Genomic DNA, 17,474 nt, shown 5'->3' with positions numbered 1-17,474 from the left:
CTTTCAGGCTAGCGAAACGCTTCGGCGAATGGAAAGATGCCTGTCAGATACATAAAGACACCTAACTCTCATCAATAGTTCCGGAAATATTTATTGACAGAATTTATTGACGGCAGTGGCGAGTGTCATAAAAAAACCAATGAGGGTAATAAATAATGATGAAGCGCAATATTCTGGCAGTGGTAATCCCTGCCCTGCTGGTAGCCGGTGCAGCTAACGCTGCAGAAATCTATAACAAGAACGGCAACAAGCTGGACTTCTACGGTAAAGTTGTGGGTGAACACGGCTTCACCACTTCTGGCGTACACAAAAACGCTGACTCCTCTTATGGCCAGATCGGCTTCAAAGGCGAAACTCAGATCAATGATCAGCTGACCGGTTACGGCCAGTGGGAATACCGTGCACGCGCCGGTGCAGCTGAAGGTGACCAGACTAACGTAACTCGTCTGGCTTTCGCTGGCCTGAAAATCGCTGACGCGGGTTCTCTGGACTACGGTCGTAACTACGGTATCGTGTATGACGTAGAATCCTACACCGATATGGCTCCATCCTTCTCTGGCGAAACCTGGGGTGGCGGTTATGTTGATAACTACATGACCAGCCGTTCTACTGGCCTGCTGACCTACCGTAACAACAACTTCTTCGGTCTGGTTGATGGTCTGAACTTTGGCGTTCAATACCAGGGTAAAAACGATCGTAAAAACCTGAATGAAGCAAACGGCGACGGCGTTGGTCTGTCACTGGGTTACGAGTTCGGTGAAGGCTTCGGTCTGATCGGTGCCTACAGCACCGCTAACCGTACGCTTGAGCAGAAAAAAGATGGTAAAGGCGATAAAGCTGAATCCTGGGCTGTTGGCGCGAAATACGACGCAAACAACATCTACCTCGCGACCGTTTATGCAGAGACTCGCAACATGAGCCGCCTGGGTAACAGCGGCGAAAACTATGTTCCGAATGATGATGGTAATGTTTATAACATTGCTAACAAGACTCAGAACTTCGAAGTTATCGCTCAGTACCAGTTCGACTTCGGCCTGCGTCCTTCCGTTTCTTACGTTCAGTCCAAAGGTAAAGACCTGAACGGCATCGGCGACCGTGACCTGGCGAAATACATCACCACTGGTGCGACTTACTACTTCAACAAGAACTTCAACGTGTACGGTGACTACCGCTTCAACCTGCTGGACGACAAAGATGCGTCCACCAGCTGGGTTGGCTCTGACAACCAGGCTACCGTTGGCGTAACCTACCAGTTCTAATCAGTACACCACTTTGTTATATGCTTAATGAACAGGGCTTCGGCCCTGTTTTTTTATGCCTGACAGAAAATAATGGCGACTTTTGAAAAGCCGCACGCTTTTCGTCGCAAACGGTTGGCATTTTGTAAATCTACCGTTAACCTGATAGCGGATTTCACTTCTGTAATCACAATGGAACTTCGTCATGTTTGAGAACATTACCGCCGCTCCTGCCGACCCGATTCTGGGCCTGGCCGATCTGTTTCGTGCCGACGACCGCCCTGGCAAAATCAACCTGGGTATTGGTGTATATAAAGATGAAACCGGCAAAACTCCGGTACTGACCAGCGTTAAGAAAGCTGAGCAGTATCTGCTGGAAAACGAAACCACCAAAAACTACCTCGGTATTGATGGTATCCCTGAATTTGGTCGCTGCACCCAGGAGCTGCTGTTCGGTAAAGGCAGTGCAATTGTGAGTGACAAACGTGCCCGTACAGCACAGACCCCAGGCGGTACCGGTGCGCTGCGCGTGGCGGCGGATTTCCTTGCGAAAAACACCTCTGTTAAGCGCGTATGGGTAAGCAACCCAAGCTGGCCTAACCACAAGAGCGTGTTTAACTCTGCGGGTCTGGAAGTGCGTGAATACGCCTACTACGACGCGGCAAACCACTCTCTCGACTTTGACGGCCTGCTGGCGAGCCTGAGCGAGGCGCAGGCAGGTGACGTGGTGCTGTTCCACGGCTGCTGCCATAACCCAACCGGTATCGACCCGACGCTTGAGCAGTGGCAACACCTGGCGAAGCTGTCCGTAGAGAAAGGCTGGCTGCCGCTGTTTGATTTTGCCTACCAGGGCTTCGCCCGTGGCCTGGAAGAAGATGCCGAAGGCCTGCGCGCGTTCGCAGCCGTGCACCAGGAGCTGATTGTCGCAAGCTCGTATTCTAAGAACTTCGGTCTGTACAATGAGCGCGTGGGTGCCTGTACGCTGGTTGCCGCTAACGAAGAGACCGTCGATCGTGCGTTCAGCCAGATGAAATCGGTTATCCGCGCTAACTACTCTAACCCACCGGCACACGGTGCGTCTGTTGTTGCGACTATCCTGAGCAACGATGCGCTGCGCGCTATCTGGGAACAAGAACTGAACGATATGCGTCAGCGCATCCAGCGCATGCGCCTGCTGTTTGTGAACACCCTGGCTGAGAAAGGCGCGGATCGCGACTTCAGCTTTATCATCAAACAGAACGGTATGTTCTCGTTCAGCGGCCTGACCAAAGAGCAGGTTCTGCGTCTGCGTGAAGAGTTTGGCGTGTACGCCGTGGCCTCTGGCCGCGTGAACGTTGCAGGCATGACGCCTGACAACATGGCGCCACTGTGCGAAGCGATTGTCGCCGTACTGTAATTTGCGCCCATAAAAAAGCCTGCGTTATGCAGGCTTTTTTTATTCGGGTTACCAGACAGGCATTTCATCCTGAAGGAACGGGTTATGGAGCCGTTCATAGCCCAGCGTCGACATCGGACCGTGTCCAGGGATAAACGTTACATCATCACCCAGCGGCAATAACTTCTGTTTAATCGACTGAATCAGTTGACCGTGGTCACCGCGCGGAAAATCGCTGCGTCCTACGCCACCTTTGAAGATCACATCGCCGGAAATCAGCAGACGGGACTGGTTATCGAAGAAGACGATATGGCCTGGCGTATGCCCAGGACAATGCAACACCTGTAAAGTCACATTCCCTATGCTAACGCGCTCTCCTTCGTTCAGCCAGCGATCGGGCGTCAAAGGCTGACACTCATCCAGGCCAAACATGCGGCTTTGGGCGGGTAACCCCTGCAGCCAGAACTCATCTTCTTTTTCCGGACCAACTATCGGCACGCCGTAGTGTTCAGCCAGTTCAGCCGCTGCACCCACATGGTCGAGGTGACCATGCGTCAGTAAAATCTGCATGAGCGTCACGCCGCTGTCGGCGACTTCCTGCTTGATCTTCTCAGCGTCACCGCCGGGATCGACAAGCGCGGCCAGTTTAGTCTGTTCGCACCAGATCAATGAACAATTCTGGGAGAACGCGGTAACCGGAATAATACGATAGTTCATACTGCTCCTGTGTTTCGTTATTACCAGTGCCGAACCGGACCGGTATCAATATGCACAAAGTTGCTGCTGGGGTAATATCCTACACCACCTGCGCGCATAGATAACGCAGCTTTGCGAATATTGGCTAACGAAACGCCTTCAATATGGAAGTCCATTGCCTGTCCCTTCGTGTGATAGCTTTTTTTCGCTACCCCGCGACTGTGGGCGCGCAGTTCATTATTGGTATCAATCGAGCGATAGCCAGAAATGAGCTGAACCGGCTTGCTGGTGCCCAGCAGGCCCTGAAGGCGGAAAAGCTGATCAAACAGTCCTGGATCGATGGCTTTTATTTTATTCGCGCGGAAATCACGGAAAAAATGGTTAAGTCTTGCTAATTCATCCTGAATATAGCCTCTGCCATCGAAAAACTCCGCTTTTAACGACTCACCGGTATGAAGATTGTTGAGCGTTAAAACTCGCGGACGAGGTGTCGAGAGGGTGGCAAATGCTGGCGTCGGCAAGATGGCCGCTGCGCCAAGCGCAACACCACCTAACGCCAGCAGTTTGCGGCGATTAGCGTCAAATTTGTCCATGATAATCAGGTCTACAGGTAAAAGAAATCGTAATATGCTTAGCGCACGAAGGGCACCTTAACTGGCAAAACCGGGTACGTCAAGGCGCCCAACCCCAGTGAATACGCGGCTTACAGCGATATTGCCCCTTATTCACCCTAACTTACGACAATCATTTTTCCCGAACTGCTTCATTTACCTGATTAATTGTTCCGCTTTTGGCAAAATTTGTGCGCCGGATCGCGCGGTGAGATCATAATTGTAAATATCTGTACGGTACTGAGTACGCCCGTCTTCGCCAACAAACGCCGTCAGATAGTAGAGATTGACCGGAATGTTGTGTCGAATATTAACGTAACGCGTATCCCCCTGCTTCAGGGCATCCGAAATGCGCGTATCGTTCCAGCCCGCATCCTGCAATAGCATATTGGCAAGCTCCGAGGCTTTGTTCACGCGTACGCAGCCAGAACTCAGCGCGCGAGTATCTTTCTGGAACAGGTTGTGGTTCGGCGTATCGTGCAGATATATAGCGTCTGAACTCGGCATATTGAACTTGTAACGCCCTAAAGAGTTATGCGCCCCGGGTGCCTGCTGGAAACGGAACGGCAGATTAGAAGCCGTAATTGTCGACCAGTCGACCATATAAGGATCGATGGCCTCTTTACTGTTCCATCCGCGCATCACCGTATAGCCATGACGTTCCAGATACCCCGGATCGTTCCAGACCTTCGGCAGAATGTCTTTTCTCGCCAGCGTCGGCGGCACGTTCCATGGTGGGTTAACCACCACGTTATTCAGCGCGCTGCTCATCATCGGTGTTTTACGATCCGGACGCCCGACAATCACGCGCGACGCCAGTTTTTCGCTACCGTCCTGATAATAGACCAGGGAATAAGCCGGAATGTTAACCATAATTCCGGTAGAGAGTGTTCCCGGCAGCAGGCGCAAACGCTGGATATTGAGCGCCAGCACCCCTGCCCGCTGCGCAGGCGATACGTTCAGCCAGTCTCGCGTCGTCTGGCCAATGACGCCATCGGCCCCCAGCCCCTGTGCGGTCTGGAATTGCTTCACTGCCGCAACCAGCTCGCGATCGTATGCTGCGGGTTTATTGCTGACGGCAATCGTTTTTTTCTCTTTCACGGGAGCTGACGGGCTGACCGCCGCATTTTGCGGATCGTCGCCTGGCAACGCAATATGTGGCCCGCCATCAAGAAGACCGGAGCGAGTCAGGATCTCGCGCAGGGCAGGCACATCGCTGCTCCACTGCCCCGGACGCAGCGTCGCGGTGCCGCGCATCTGAGGCCATGGGCGCGAGTCACCCACCAGCGCGAGGAGCGACTGGTGCAAAGTGGCATATTGTGGGTGCGCCGGTGCGAGGCTGGCGATAAAGCGCGGCAGTTCGCCGTTATCCAGCGCTAACTGCCATTGGTTAATCACCGACAGTGCCGGCGTCGCCAGCTTGTACGGCTTATCGCTGTAAAGCCAACGGTTGCCGTTGACCGGAATACCCGCCACGAACTGCAGGTAGCCCATCATGGCATCGGAAAGCACTACGTCCCGCGCCTGCCCGGTGACGGCAGGATCGGTTAACAGCTCAACCCATTTTGTAAACTGCGGCTGAAACCCTGCAATCGCGACCTCCGCCAGCTGCTGCTGGAAGGCGCGAACGGCATCGCGGTTTTCCCACATCGGTTTCATATCGCGGGCAGCATAAAGGAGCGTGAGCTGATTGAGATAGACAGGCGCGTACCCGGACGGCAGCCCCGACTGCAGCTGCTGGCTGAGCGATTCGGCGTCGATGCCTTCCGGCAGCGGCTTAATACCGGCCATGATAGCCGTTGCCGGAGACTGGTCCAGAGGCTGGGACAACGACGTTGGCTGCGCGCCCGTCGTTGCCGAGCTGTCAGTCGGCACAATTTCAGGCTCGTCGGCCTGGGCGGTTAACAGTGGAGCAAACATCACTGCCAGGCATAAACTTAGCGCCGACAGCTGACGACCACATTCTTTCTTAAGCAACATCCCTTGCCCCCTGTTTTCACGACATGCCCATCACGTTGGGGCTTTCTTTCATTATAGGTAGACGGCTAAGCTGTTGCCTTACCTTATGTAAAGAAGTTTAAAGATAACGCAGCCCTAAGCACAAGTTAAGTTTAAAAAAAAGCGGCGCCAGGGCGCCGCTTCGGGTCAGAAGACGCTTCAGGAAGCGTCCGCCGTGGTTTCAGGCAATGATTCTGGCGGCTGCGGCGCAAAGCCACGCAGCCCAACAACGTGAACGTGTTCGCTGTTCTGGAACACTTTACGCACCAGCTTGTAGGTTGTCCCTTTTTCGGGACTGATGTTCTCAGGTGCCGCAATGATGAGCTGCATATCGAGACGTTCGCAAAGCTCAAAAAGCGTGGCAATGGAGCGCGCATCAAGACGCGCAGCCTCATCAAGGAACAGCAGTCGGCATGGGGAGATGTCTTTGCCGCGCAGGCGGCGCGCTTCGTCTTCCCAGCTCTGTACCACCATCACCAGAATTGACATACCGGTACCGATCGCTTCACCGGTAGAGAGCGCTCCGGATTCCGCACGCAGCCAGCCGTCTGAGCCACGGTTTACCTCAACTTCCATTTCCAGATAGTTACGGTAGTCCAGCAGCTCTTCACCGATGGTTTGCGGCGTACGCTGCCCCATATCAATCTGCGGGTTCAGGCGCTGATAGAGCTTCGCCAGCGCTTCGGAGAAGGTCAGACGGTTACTGTTAAACAGATCCTGATGCTGCTCGTGCTGCTCAGAAAGCACTTCCAGCAGGGTGGCATGCGCTTCACGCACGTTAACGTTGAGGCGCACGCTGTTCACCTGACCAAACGACACGCTCTGCAGCCCCTGGTTGAGCTGGCGGATACGGTTCTGCTCGCGCTGAATGGTTTTACGAATAATGTTCGCCACGCTGCGGGAGCTGATTGCCAGCTTCTGCTCGCGGGAGGTCAGCTCTTCCGTCAGACGGCCCAGCTCGATTTCCATCTGTTCGATGGCTTCGACCGGATCGTCAGTACGGATGATGTCCTGGCGAATACGCTCGCGCAGGTGCTGGTAAACCGCCACGAAGAACTGGATTTTACGTTCAGGACGTTTCGGATCCTCTGACATGCGCAGGACATCGCGCAGGTGTTCGTTATCCGCCACCGCCAGACGCAGGGCACCCAACGCCTTATCCGACATGGAACGCAGCTCATCGGCGGAGAGATATGCCAGCTCACGACGGTGCAGACGACGCTCAACGTTATTGTCTTTCACCATGCGCATCACCGCGCACCAGCCCGCCTTGGCGGTCACGACCTGCTCACGCATTTCGTGATAATCGCGTTCCAGCTTGCGCAGGCGACGGGTCAGGTTATCCATTTCGGCTTCGCAGAAGGTCAGCGCTTTTTCCAGCTGATTACGACGCGCACGGTTATTGCTGAGCTGCGAATGCAGTTCGTCACGACGGATACGCGCACGCTCTTCTGCCCCGCTGTCGGCACGAACGCCGATGTCCTGAAGCTCTTTCTGCAGATCGTTTAACAGCTCTTTCTTGGTGTCGAAGGAGCTTTTCAGCGAGGCCAGCACCTGGTTGTACTGGTTCAGCTGAGCGGAGTGGCTGCGCATTGCTTCGCGGGCGCGAGTACGTTCCGCTTCAGCCTGCTCAAGACGCTGACGCAGCTTTTCGTTCAGGTCACTGTTACCGCTCAGCATTTCCGCCGAATCGGAGTAGCCGAAGTGGGCGCGACGCTGCACCACCTCCGTCAGGGCAAACGCCTGCTGACGCGCCTCGCGCTGCACCTGCTGTGACCAGGCATAATCTTCTTTTAACTGCTCAAACTGCTCCGGGTCGCTCTGCAGAACAGAAACAACAGGCTCCAGCTTCGCCAGCTGATTGCCGTGCTGCTGCACGAAGCGCGCGGCTTCCTGCGCTTCATCCAGACGCTCCTGGATCTCGTCCACGCGATCGGCCAGGGTGTCATCCGCCAGCAGATTCAGGCGCGGCAGAATACGGTTAAGGGCCGCGACGCCCTCTTTCGCCTGCTCGAACTGGACGCGGCTCTGCTGGTTGTCGCTTTCATGGCTGGCAATCGCCCGCTCCAGCTCGCCGCGACGGGTATTGAGCTTGCGGATTTCCGCTTCCGGGTCAGCTTCAAAGGCCACGGCCAGATGGCTGCCGATAAAGCGGCTGAACGCCTGATGCAGGCGCTGGGTTTTCTGCACGTCAAACGACAGGGTCGCAAAACGTTCAGACAGCGTTTCACGCTCGGCGTGCAGGCTTTCGATGCGGCTTTCGCGCGCGGCGCGGCCAAACAGCGGCAGCTCAGGGAAGCGGGAATAGCGCCACTGACGGTCGGCGATTTTCACTACCACCGCTTTTTCCAGCTCGTCGACGCTGAATACGCTGTCATCGAACGACTGCGGATCCCCTTCGATCAGGTAGAGATCTTCCGGACAATCTTCCAGGCCGGCAAGCTGCTCAGAAATCAGCGACAGATCCGGGACCACTATCGCGTTGCGGGATGGACCGTACAGCGCGGAGAAGTACGGGGCATCATCAAGACCTACATCGTCATAAATCTCGGACAGCAGCACGCCGCCAAAACGCTCGGCGAGTGCATTCAGGCGCGGATCTTCTGACCCGCCCGGCTGGCTTAAGCGTTCAATTTCTTCGTCGACGTCACGCTTGCGCGCGCCCACTTCATCACGCTCAACAATGGCTTCGCGCTCGCGCTCCAGCAGCTGCTGCAGGTATTCTGTCACTTCCTGGCTGGATTCGAACTGCTCGCCGCACTGTTCGCTGAGCTGGTTCAGGCTGCTTTGAGCCGCCAGCCAGACCGGCGCCCGCTCCAGAAGCGTCTTCGAACGGGACTGAAGCTGCTCCAGCTCCTGACGCAGAGTCATACGCTGTTCGCTGGCGCTGGAGACCGTGTCTGAAAGCGCAGCGATACGCGCTTCCAGCTCCTGATGCAGGGCCTCAAGCTCGTCGAAATCGTAATTTTTTCCCTGACGCTTGCAGAATTCCGCCAGCAGACGCTCGGCTTCCTGCTGCTCGCGCAGGCGCTGCTCCAGCTCGTTCAGACGCATACGCAGCGGCTGAACCTGCTCGGCCAGATGGCGCTGGTTCACGCCGTCGCGCAGCAGCTCACGGGCAACGTCCCAGGCTTCGCTACGCGCCAGCGGGCCGTTAATCGCAACGACTAACTGATAAGCCTGCTCAAACTGGCTGTGCGCCGTTTGCGCGACGCTCATTTTCTGTTCGAGGGACAGCAGTTTTTCGGTGGCTTCCTGCTCTTTGGCCTGGAAGGTATCCAGCCACTCGTCGGCGCTTTCCGGCGTCAGGTCAGGCAGATGGCACAGCTCTTTCGCGCGCTGCAATGCCTGCAGTGCCTGGGTGTACTGAATCGCGCGCGTCTGCTGCACGTCCAGCGCCTGCTGGTAATCGGCAAGCTGGCTTTTCAGCTCATCCACTTCCAGCTCGGCGGCTTCGGCGCGGGCTTCGTTCTCTTCCTGCATGTCGGCGGCTTCGGCCACCACTTCATTTTGCTCTTCGAGACGGATCTGCAGCTCGTCGAGGTCCGCTTCATAGCGCTCGATTTTTTCCTGCTGACGGAGCGCAGTTTGCACCAGGTTCAGGTGATCGCTGGCGGCCTGGTAGTCGGCTTCAAGGTCGCCCTCGGCACCGTTGTGCTCACCGAGTTCGCGCGCCATTTCGACGTGCTTGTACTGCTCGGCCACCAGCTGTTTACGGGAGGTAAACAGCTCGCGACGGTATTCTAATGCCTGATCGAGGTGGACGCGGCGCTCGTTGGCGTGGCGCATGTAGTCCGCCGCCACGTAGTTGGTGGCTTCGCTGATCAGGTGTTTAAACAGGTCACGATCGGACTGGGTAACGCGAATCGCTTCCAGCGTCATACGGTTTTCACGCAGCGCCGCTTCCATATCCTGGAAGGCCTTACGCACCCCGCTGTTTTCCGGCAGCAGGTAGTCGCGCAGGGAGCGGGTAATCGCGCTGGAGATACCGCCGTACAGAGACGCTTCAATCAGGCGGTAGTATTTGCTACGGTCTGATGCGGTACGCAGACGACGCGCCACCACGCCCAGATCGAACATGAGCGAGTGGTAGTCGGTAATCGAGTTGAACTGCTTGAACTGCACGCCTTCGATCGCTTCGAGCTTATCTTTCAGCTCCTGCAGCGTTAGCACGCGCGCCTGGCGTTCGTTCAGAGTTTCCGTCAGCAGCGCCGTCGGCTGCACGGAGGTCGGCAAGCCCTGAATCGCAAACGGCTTGATATCCACTTTACGGTCGCGGCCGGCGACCTGCTGCAGGCGCACGCCCACGACTACACGCTGATGGCGGGAGTTAATGACGTCCAGAACCGAATAACAGACGCCGGCCTTCAGCTTACCGTGCAGACCTTTATCACGGGAGCCGCTTGTTGCCCCCGCTTCGGTGGTGTTACGGAAGTGAAGCAGCGTCAGGTCAGGGATCAGCGCCGTGACAAAGGCCGCCATGGTGGTGGATTTACCCGCCCCGTTACCGCCGGAGAGCGTCGTGACCAGCTCATCCAGATCGAACGTTCGGGCAAAGAAGCCGTTCCAGTTAATCAGCGTCAGTGAGCGAAATTTACCGCGTTCAATCATTACTCTTCCTCCCCGCTATCCGGCAGATTCTCTTCATGCTCATCATTGAGCTGCAAATGGTTTTCCACCGGCATCGCTTCACCGTCACGGATCATGCGAAGCTGCGCTTCACGCGCGTCATCGCCCGCACGCACGTCGGCGCCGAAGCGGAAGACAGATTCCGTAATGCGGAATTTGCTGCTGTCATGGCCCATAAACCAGACCATTCCCAGACGACGCAGACGGTTCAGGGAAGAGCGAACCTTTTCCTGTAATTTCTGACGGTCAAGATCCGAACCCGTGGAACGGTTGTTCACCAGCTTGAGCAGCTTGCTCTCATCTGCCAGCGTCAACAGCTCGTCGTAAAGTTCCTGCTGGGTGAAGATCCCTTCATTCGCCAGACGTTCCGGGCTGAGGTAGAGGTAGCAAAGAATTTTGCCGACCATCATATCCAGCTCGGAAAGCACGGAACGCGGAATCAGCGTCGTGGAGCGCGGGCGCAGGTAGAAAAACCCTTCCGGCGCGCGGATAAGCTCCACGTTGTAGCGCGCGTAAAACTCTTCCAGGTACTCCTGAAAGTCCATCAAAAAGGCGTGATTATCCAGCTCGTCTAAGCCAATGTGACGACCGGCACGCAGCTGGCTGTCCAGCGCCGGAAATAACGGATTCGCCAGCGCCTGTGCCAGCTTAACCGGCATCACTTGTTCAATATTTGTCAATGACATGCGCCTGTACCTTGGCTCCGTAATCGTTAATTGGCTGCCACTTCGGCGGCAGTCCGGTGAAATCTGCTTGCGCGATACCCAGGCGCACCGCCTGGTCTACCACAATGCGGGCAATGTCGAAGTGGCGCGCACGAGGATATTGCGCCAGATAGTCGCGCACCACGAGTCCAAGATCCAGCGGAGCTTGTCTGGTTTTGTAGACCGCGAGCTGTTCTTCGATCATCGCCGCAAGCTGCTCGCGAATTTCGTTAAATTCTTCGTATTCCAGATCCGGCGGCAGTTCACCGGTCACCTCTTCATCGCGCAGCGCCATCTCTTCGTCACGCATATCCAGCAGACGATCGGCATTGGCGTAGGTCAACGCCCACGGCGCATCGAAATAGGTCTGTACCGACTGACGCAGACGCTGAGCAAACACGCGGTTTTTATCCATATCGATCGCGGTACGGATAAATTTATGCACGTGTCGGTCATAGCCGATCCACAGGTCGATCGACTGCTGGCCCCAGCTGATAATACGGTCGAGTTTGCTCTGCAGGTCGAACACCAGACGGTCAATAAAGTGCAGATCGTCGTGCGCCAGGGTCGCATCCTGGATGCGCAGAAGGTTCGCCTGAAGCTTATCCCCTGCGGCTTCCAGCGTATCCTGGAGCTCACGCAGCGTGCCGGAGGTTTCTGACAGCAGAAGTTCGCAGCTGGAGATGGCCGCTCGCCAGTCTTTATTCAGCAGCTGCGCGATATCGTCTTTCACCTGCTGCTGCTGCTCGTCCATCAGGCGCTGGGTGAGATCGATACTATCGAAAATCTCGGCCACCGAATATTTCAGCGGCGCGTAGACGTTACGGTGCCAGTGGAATTCGTCACCGTTTTCATCCGCCGCGTCGGCAGCGCGCTTAAGCTCACCCGCCACGATCGAGAGCTGCATGGAAAGACGCAGCGTGGAAAATTCACGCTGGCGGATATAATAATCGGTGATGCCGATGCCCAGTGGCGTCAGACGATAGATGGCGTTTCCTTCCGCCTGCTCGCTGGTAAAGCGGTTCAGCAGACGTTGACGCACCATATCGTTGATCGCGTTGTTGGCACGCACGCTAATGGTTTCGCTGGTTTGCTCAAACGCATCACTGACATGGCGGAACGCATCCACCAGTTCACCCTCGCTCATTTCACCATCCAGCCGTTCACCGTTCAGCGTGGCAACCGCCAGCAGGAAAGAGAGTCTGTCTACCGGCAGCGAGATGGAGAAATCGTTTTTCCTGGCCCAGGCAACCAGTTCGGGGACTGTCTGGGAAAATTCACTCATAGGTTATCCTTGCATCTGCGGCTTGTGCGCGGTGACGTGAATATAGCGGCCAAGGCTGATAAAAGGCTCCTGACGGCAATACCGCGTTTCTAATTCTGTTAAGGTGTCAAAACAGTCACGCTGTTTGTGTTTTTCACGCAGATAATCATGAAACACCCTGACGCCCGTCTTCCCGACTATCTGCCAGCCAATCGCTTCCAGCCAGCCATAAACCTGCTGCGGATCGCGCGGATAGTCCGGGGAAAGCGTGCGCTTTTTCTTTTTGGGCATCCCGACCTGAACATAGTCGAAGTTTCCTGCAACCATGTTGTGCATCAGAAAGCCGTTAGCATTGTAGAACATCAGCGACAGCGTGCCGCCAGGGCGCAACATCGACCACAGGGTTTGTAACACGCTTTGCGGATCGGCAACCCACTCCAGCACCGCATGAAACAATATCAGATCAACCTGGGTTTCCAAATGCTGTGCGATGTCCTGAGCGGCGCATTGTATAAAATGCATGTTGTCGCTCACACCTTTCTCTTCTGCCGCACGCGTCGCCCGGGCGACCATTTCAGCAGAAAGATCGCAAAGCGTGACGTGATGACCGCGTTCAGCCATTTTTATGGCCGTCTGCCCTTCACCGCCACCGGCGTCCAGCACGCGCAACGTTTGACCACCGAACGTAGCGAGAATGGTGTCCAGATCCTGCCAGAGGATCGTCTGACGGAGCTGCCCTTTCGTGGTGCCATAAATGTTGCGCGAAAACTTTTCCGCGATGTCATCAAAATTGCGATCCCGCATTGGGAGAGTTCCACTCGCTAACTGCAAAACCGCTATTTTGTCACACCCGCGCGGAGAATGAACCTCTCTGGTGTAATATCACGGGTAATCACCTGCTATATGGTCAAAAAAGGAACCAAAAAGGATGCTTTTTACCCTTAAGAAATACATTGGAGGGATGATGCTTCCCCTTCCGCTGCTGCTCATCATCATCGCGCTGGGGCTGGCGCTGGTGTGGTTCAGTCGCTTTCAGAAAAGTGGCAAAACGCTTATCACGCTCGGCTGGTTAGTCTTGCTGCTGTTAAGCCTGCAACCGGTCGCGGATGGTCTGCTACGCCCCATCGAAAACAAGTACCCGACATGGCAGGGAAAGCAGAAAGTGGCGTACATCGTGGTGCTGGGCGGCGGATATACCTGGGATCCTGACTGGGCCCCCAGTTCAAACCTGATCAACAACAGCCTGCCGCGGCTGAACGAAGGTATTCGCCTATGGCTGGCGAATCCGGGATCAAGAATAATCTTCACCGGCGCGGCGGCCAAAACGAACCCGGTGAGCACGGCTGAAGCGGGCGCCAGGGTCGCTGAATCGCTCGGCGTACCGCGTTCTTCAATAATCACTCTCGACAGCCCAAAAGATACCGAAGAAGAGGCTGCCGCTGTGAAGCAGGCGATTGGCGATGCCCCGTTCTTACTGGTGACCTCCGCCTCACACCTGCCGCGCGCGATGATTTTCTTTGAGAAGCAAGGCCTGCACCCGCTTCCCGCGCCGGCAAACCAGATGGCCGTCGACGCGCCGCTCAACCCGTGGGAGCGGGCTATCCCCTCCCCGGCGTGGCTGATGCATAGCGACCGCGTCGGCTATGAGACGCTTGGACGCCTCTGGCAGTGGCTGAAGGGATCGTCAGGCGAGCCAGGGCAACAGTGATTTTGTTGCCAGATCGAAGTTTGCGCGATTAAAACGTCCGGTGTTCACCAGCTGCGCGACTTCATCCCAGAGCAGGTAGAGCCAGCGCCGCCAGAGAAATGCTTCCGCAACAGGGGCGCGCTGAAGGTAATGCCACAGTAAACCTTCCGCCGCCCCGCTGTCGCTGAGCCTGAAGAGCTCATATTCGCGCGGAGCCCAGAGCATGATCCCCGGCCCGAGCATCGCCAGAAGCTGATCGCTGCGGGCATCTTTGAGCATGCTGCGCAGGGTGAAATTACCGTGGATCAAAACGCAGTTGTCATTAAAGCCGTCGAACAGTGCCGGTAGGCACTCGCGGGTGCGAAACAGAATACGTTTGTCCTGCATGGTTAAACCGGTATTGTTGAACTGGTTAAGCGTCCCCCAGAGCACTTCCACCCGCTGGCGGTACCACTGCGGCCACAGGTTTTCCTGAGTGCTGTCGACCGGACCAACAAGCCCGCGGCTATCCTGACGGTGCCAGGCCAGCAGCGCCTCGACAATCTGGTCTTTTAACTGCTCCCAGCGTTCCGGCGTGCGCGCAGGCGCTTCAACGGACACACCGCGTAAACGCTCAATCAGCAGCACGTCCGGGCCGGGGTGTTCCTCGTGGGTCATCACGCCGTACACCGTCGGCATACGGACGGTCCCCTCCCGCGCCAGCATCGACATTTTCCATGCAAGCTGCCTGGCTACTCCCGGCGAGGTGAAACTTCTGGCCATCAGCGGCATTGGGTTGCCCTGACTGTCATACAATGACCAAAGCGCGGTATCGGCCTTTTCACTCACGCATTCTACCCGGCTTAATTTCTCACCCAGCAGATGGCTAAGTTCGGCACGCAGCTGTTCCATATGAGATTACCCCCATTAAGACTACTGCTTTTATAATGAGCGTCCTTAATGAAGATGTCACCCGGAAGAGATCAATCAGGAAAAAGAAAGTGAAAAATAAAGCGGAGAGTGCATCCCTCACTGCGGAGAGATGCCGGTAAGATTAACGCAATTCGGCTCGAACGCGCTCAAGATCTTCAGGGGTGTCTACGCCCGTGCCGGGAACTTCCTCAGCAACGGCAACGTGAATTTTCTCGCCATACCAGAGCACGCGAAGCTGCTCCAGCATTTCGATATGCTCCAGCGGGCTCGGCGCCCAGGCCACATAGCGGCGAATAAAGCCGGCGCGATAGCCGTAGATCCCAATATGACGCAGGAAGGTATCACCGATGGTCTCTTTAGAAAGCGCAAAGCGATCGCGATCCCACGGAATCGTAGCTCGGGAGAAATAGAGCGCATAGCCTTCCGCATCCATGACGACCTTCACCGCATTCGGATTGAATGCCTCTTCAGCGTGGTGAATGGGTACCGCCAGCGTGGCCATTCCGACCTGACGCTGGGCCAGGTTTTCGGCCACCTGACGGATAATCACCGCCGGGATCATCGGCTCGTCACCCTGCACGTTTACGATGACCGTATCATCACTGAAACCACATTTCTCAACCACTTCCGCCAGACGTTCGGTGCCGGACTGGTGATCGGCGCGGGTCATGCATACCTCACCGCCTGCTGCCTCAACCGCACGGGCGACGTCAGGATGGTCGGTAGCAACAATTACGCGATCGGCACCGGATTCACGCGCGCGCTCAAGGACATGCACAATCATCGGTTTACCGTTGATATCCACCAGCGGTTTACCCGGCAGACGCGTTGAGGCATAACGCGCAGGGATAATGACAACAAAACTCATGGTTTGCTCTCTTCTGCTACCAGGGAGCGGGCTTCATTTTCCAGCAGTACCGGAATGCCGTCACGCAGCGGGAAAGCCAGGCTGTCCAGCTTGCAAATCAGCTCCTGTTTGTCCTGGCTGTAGTAGAGTTTGCCGTTGCATACCGGGCAGGCAATAATTTCAAGTAAACGGTGATCCATAGTTCCTCCGTATGGGTAATCGCTAAAGCTTAACACATTCCCTTTTCAGGGCGTGCCTGTTTCCCAGCCACTTCGACAGGATGTAAACAATCCATCGGGTACCCGGCCCAGCATCACGTCGCGGGCACCCTGCCAGCACGCGAATTCGCTAATGGCGGACGTTAACCCTTTTTCCAGGCTCGCCGTCACCCTGACGCCTTCTTGCAGATAAAGCGCAATGATTTCAAGCGTTCCGGTCTTGCGGTGCATTTTGGCATCCATACGCCCGACCAGTTGCCCCTTGTGCAGCAGCGGTAAAACAAAATAGCCGTACTGGCGCTTTGGAGCCGGGGTATAACATTCCAGCCGGTAGCTAAAATCGAACAGCTGCTCGGCGCGTTTTCTGTCCCAGACGACTGGGTCGAAAGGCGACAGCACCGCACTGTGGGTTGCCTGAAGTTTCCCCTCTAGGGCCAGAGGCAGCAGCGGGAGGAGATCCGCATGCAGCCACATTTCGCCCAGCGTTTCCACCGTGACGGGGATGATGCGCTGTTCGCGTTGCCAGATGTCCAGCAGCGGTTTCAGCGCGGGCTGGCGAAGGCGGTAATAGTCTGCCAGCCATTGGGGGCGGAAAATCCCCAGGCTGCGGGCGCTGTTCTCCAGCATGATGGCCTCGGCAGTCTCCTGGGTAAGCAGGTCACGCTCGTCGTCCCAGTGCGGCATCACGCGATGCGTCAGGTCGTAGACGCGCTGAAAATTACGCCGCTCAATCACCATGACTTTACCTGAGGTGAACAGCCCTTCGAGATGACGTTTGTGCGGCTTCCACTCCCACCAGCCGCTGGTGCCTTTGCGCGGGTGTTCAAAATCGGCAGAGCGGACGGGACCGTTTTCCTGAATATGCGCGATGAGCTGCTCAATTTCAGCCGCATGCTCCTGCATCCACGCCTGTCGGTATTTCCAGCCCATCTTTTCCGGCGCGAGCATGCGGTGACGAACCAGGGCAAAATCGCTGCGGGGCAGAAAACAGGCTTCGTGCGCCCAGTACTCCATTAACTCCCCCTTGCTTAGCGCTTCATCCAGCCACTGCAAAGGATAATTCCCCAGTCGACTAAACAGGACCAGGTAAGGGCTACGGGCCACAATGTTAATGGTGTCGATTTGAAGCAGCGACATGCGCTGGACGGTAGAGAGAATATCGGCAGGCTGTGCGCGGCGGCGGGGCTTTTTGAGCAGCCCCTGCGCGGCAAGGTGTAAATGACGTGCGGCTGAAAGCGAGAGTTGCGGTAATGACATGCGTTTTCCTGTCAGTCTAAGCGCCACCGGAACCGCGT

At 56.2% G+C, this 17,474-nt stretch carries 14 protein-coding genes; 3 read left to right on the top strand and 11 right to left on the bottom strand.

All coding sequences use genetic code 11. The annotated features are described in order from the left end of the window. The first annotated feature begins 155 nt into the window (after positions 1–155). Complete coding sequence (locus tag ACW9E7_RS06070) at positions 156–1,259, top strand: porin (RefSeq protein ID WP_047651295.1); 1,104 nt, start codon at positions 156–158, stop codon at positions 1,257–1,259. Between the two features lie 184 nt (positions 1,260–1,443). Next, complete coding sequence (gene aspC / locus ACW9E7_RS06065; protein ID WP_033145106.1) at positions 1,444–2,634, top strand: aspartate transaminase; 1,191 nt, start codon at positions 1,444–1,446, stop codon at positions 2,632–2,634. 48 nt (positions 2,635–2,682) lie between these two features. On the opposite strand, the gene ACW9E7_RS06060 is transcribed toward aspC, so the two are convergent. From ACW9E7_RS06060 to cmoM, 7 genes are all read right to left on the bottom strand, one after another. Then, the gene (locus ACW9E7_RS06060) at positions 2,683–3,330 is read right to left on the bottom strand and encodes an MBL fold metallo-hydrolase (RefSeq protein WP_458727408.1); all 648 of its coding nucleotides are present in this window, start codon (positions 3,328–3,330) and stop codon (positions 2,683–2,685) included. Between the two features lie 20 nt (positions 3,331–3,350). Next, the gene (locus tag ACW9E7_RS06055) at positions 3,351–3,902 is read right to left on the bottom strand and encodes a YcbK family protein (RefSeq protein ID WP_032639289.1); all 552 of its coding nucleotides are present in this window, start codon (positions 3,900–3,902) and stop codon (positions 3,351–3,353) included. 174 nt (positions 3,903–4,076) lie between these two features. After that, positions 4,077–5,900, bottom strand: coding sequence for a L,D-transpeptidase (gene ldtD / locus ACW9E7_RS06050; protein ID WP_115874641.1), 1,824 nt, complete (start codon positions 5,898–5,900; stop codon positions 4,077–4,079). 177 nt (positions 5,901–6,077) lie between these two features. After that, positions 6,078–10,529, bottom strand: a complete 4,452-nt coding sequence (mukB, locus tag ACW9E7_RS06045) for a chromosome partition protein MukB (protein WP_248173311.1) — start codon at positions 10,527–10,529, stop codon at positions 6,078–6,080. After that, positions 10,529–11,233, bottom strand: coding sequence for a chromosome partition protein MukE (mukE, locus tag ACW9E7_RS06040; protein ID WP_008499954.1), 705 nt, complete (start codon positions 11,231–11,233; stop codon positions 10,529–10,531). The genes mukB and mukE overlap by 1 nt, the downstream gene beginning before the upstream one ends. After that, complete coding sequence (gene mukF / locus ACW9E7_RS06035; protein ID WP_458727407.1) at positions 11,214–12,536, bottom strand: chromosome partition protein MukF; 1,323 nt, start codon at positions 12,534–12,536, stop codon at positions 11,214–11,216. Before mukF ends, mukE begins: the two co-directional genes overlap by 20 nt. A gap of 3 nt (positions 12,537–12,539) precedes the next feature. Next, positions 12,540–13,319: a tRNA uridine 5-oxyacetic acid(34) methyltransferase CmoM gene (gene cmoM, locus ACW9E7_RS06030; protein WP_023311004.1), complete on the bottom strand. Its 780-nt coding sequence runs from the start codon at positions 13,317–13,319 to the stop codon at positions 12,540–12,542. A gap of 124 nt (positions 13,320–13,443) precedes the next feature. Between cmoM and elyC the strand changes: the two genes are divergently transcribed. Then, a complete protein-coding gene (gene elyC, locus ACW9E7_RS06025; RefSeq protein ID WP_458727406.1) occupies positions 13,444–14,223 on the top strand; it encodes an envelope biogenesis factor ElyC in 780 nt (259 codons plus the stop codon). On the opposite strand, the gene ACW9E7_RS06020 is transcribed toward elyC, so the two are convergent. From ACW9E7_RS06020 to ACW9E7_RS06005, 4 genes are all read right to left on the bottom strand, one after another. Beyond that, entirely contained in the window at positions 14,200–15,093 is an 894-nt protein-coding gene (locus ACW9E7_RS06020; RefSeq protein WP_111964561.1) for a YcbJ family phosphotransferase, read from the bottom strand. The two genes, elyC and ACW9E7_RS06020, sit on opposite strands and share 24 nt — an antisense overlap. A 142-nt stretch (positions 15,094–15,235) precedes the next feature. Next, complete coding sequence (kdsB, locus tag ACW9E7_RS06015) at positions 15,236–15,982, bottom strand: 3-deoxy-manno-octulosonate cytidylyltransferase (RefSeq protein WP_008499959.1); 747 nt, start codon at positions 15,980–15,982, stop codon at positions 15,236–15,238. Further along, entirely contained in the window at positions 15,979–16,161 is a 183-nt protein-coding gene (gene ycaR, locus ACW9E7_RS06010; protein WP_006174474.1) for a protein YcaR, read from the bottom strand. The genes kdsB and ycaR overlap by 4 nt, the downstream gene beginning before the upstream one ends. Positions 16,162–16,206: 45 nt before the next feature. Further along, positions 16,207–17,436 (bottom strand): winged helix-turn-helix domain-containing protein, encoded by a 1,230-nt coding sequence (locus ACW9E7_RS06005; RefSeq protein WP_458727405.1) that lies wholly within the window; start codon positions 17,434–17,436, stop codon positions 16,207–16,209. Positions 17,437–17,474 lie beyond the last annotated feature (38 nt).

This window comes from Enterobacter sp. H2G27 (assembly GCF_054403075.1).
The sequence above is the reverse complement of the archived record's forward strand: the minus strand, read 5'-3'. Positions and strand labels throughout refer to the sequence as shown.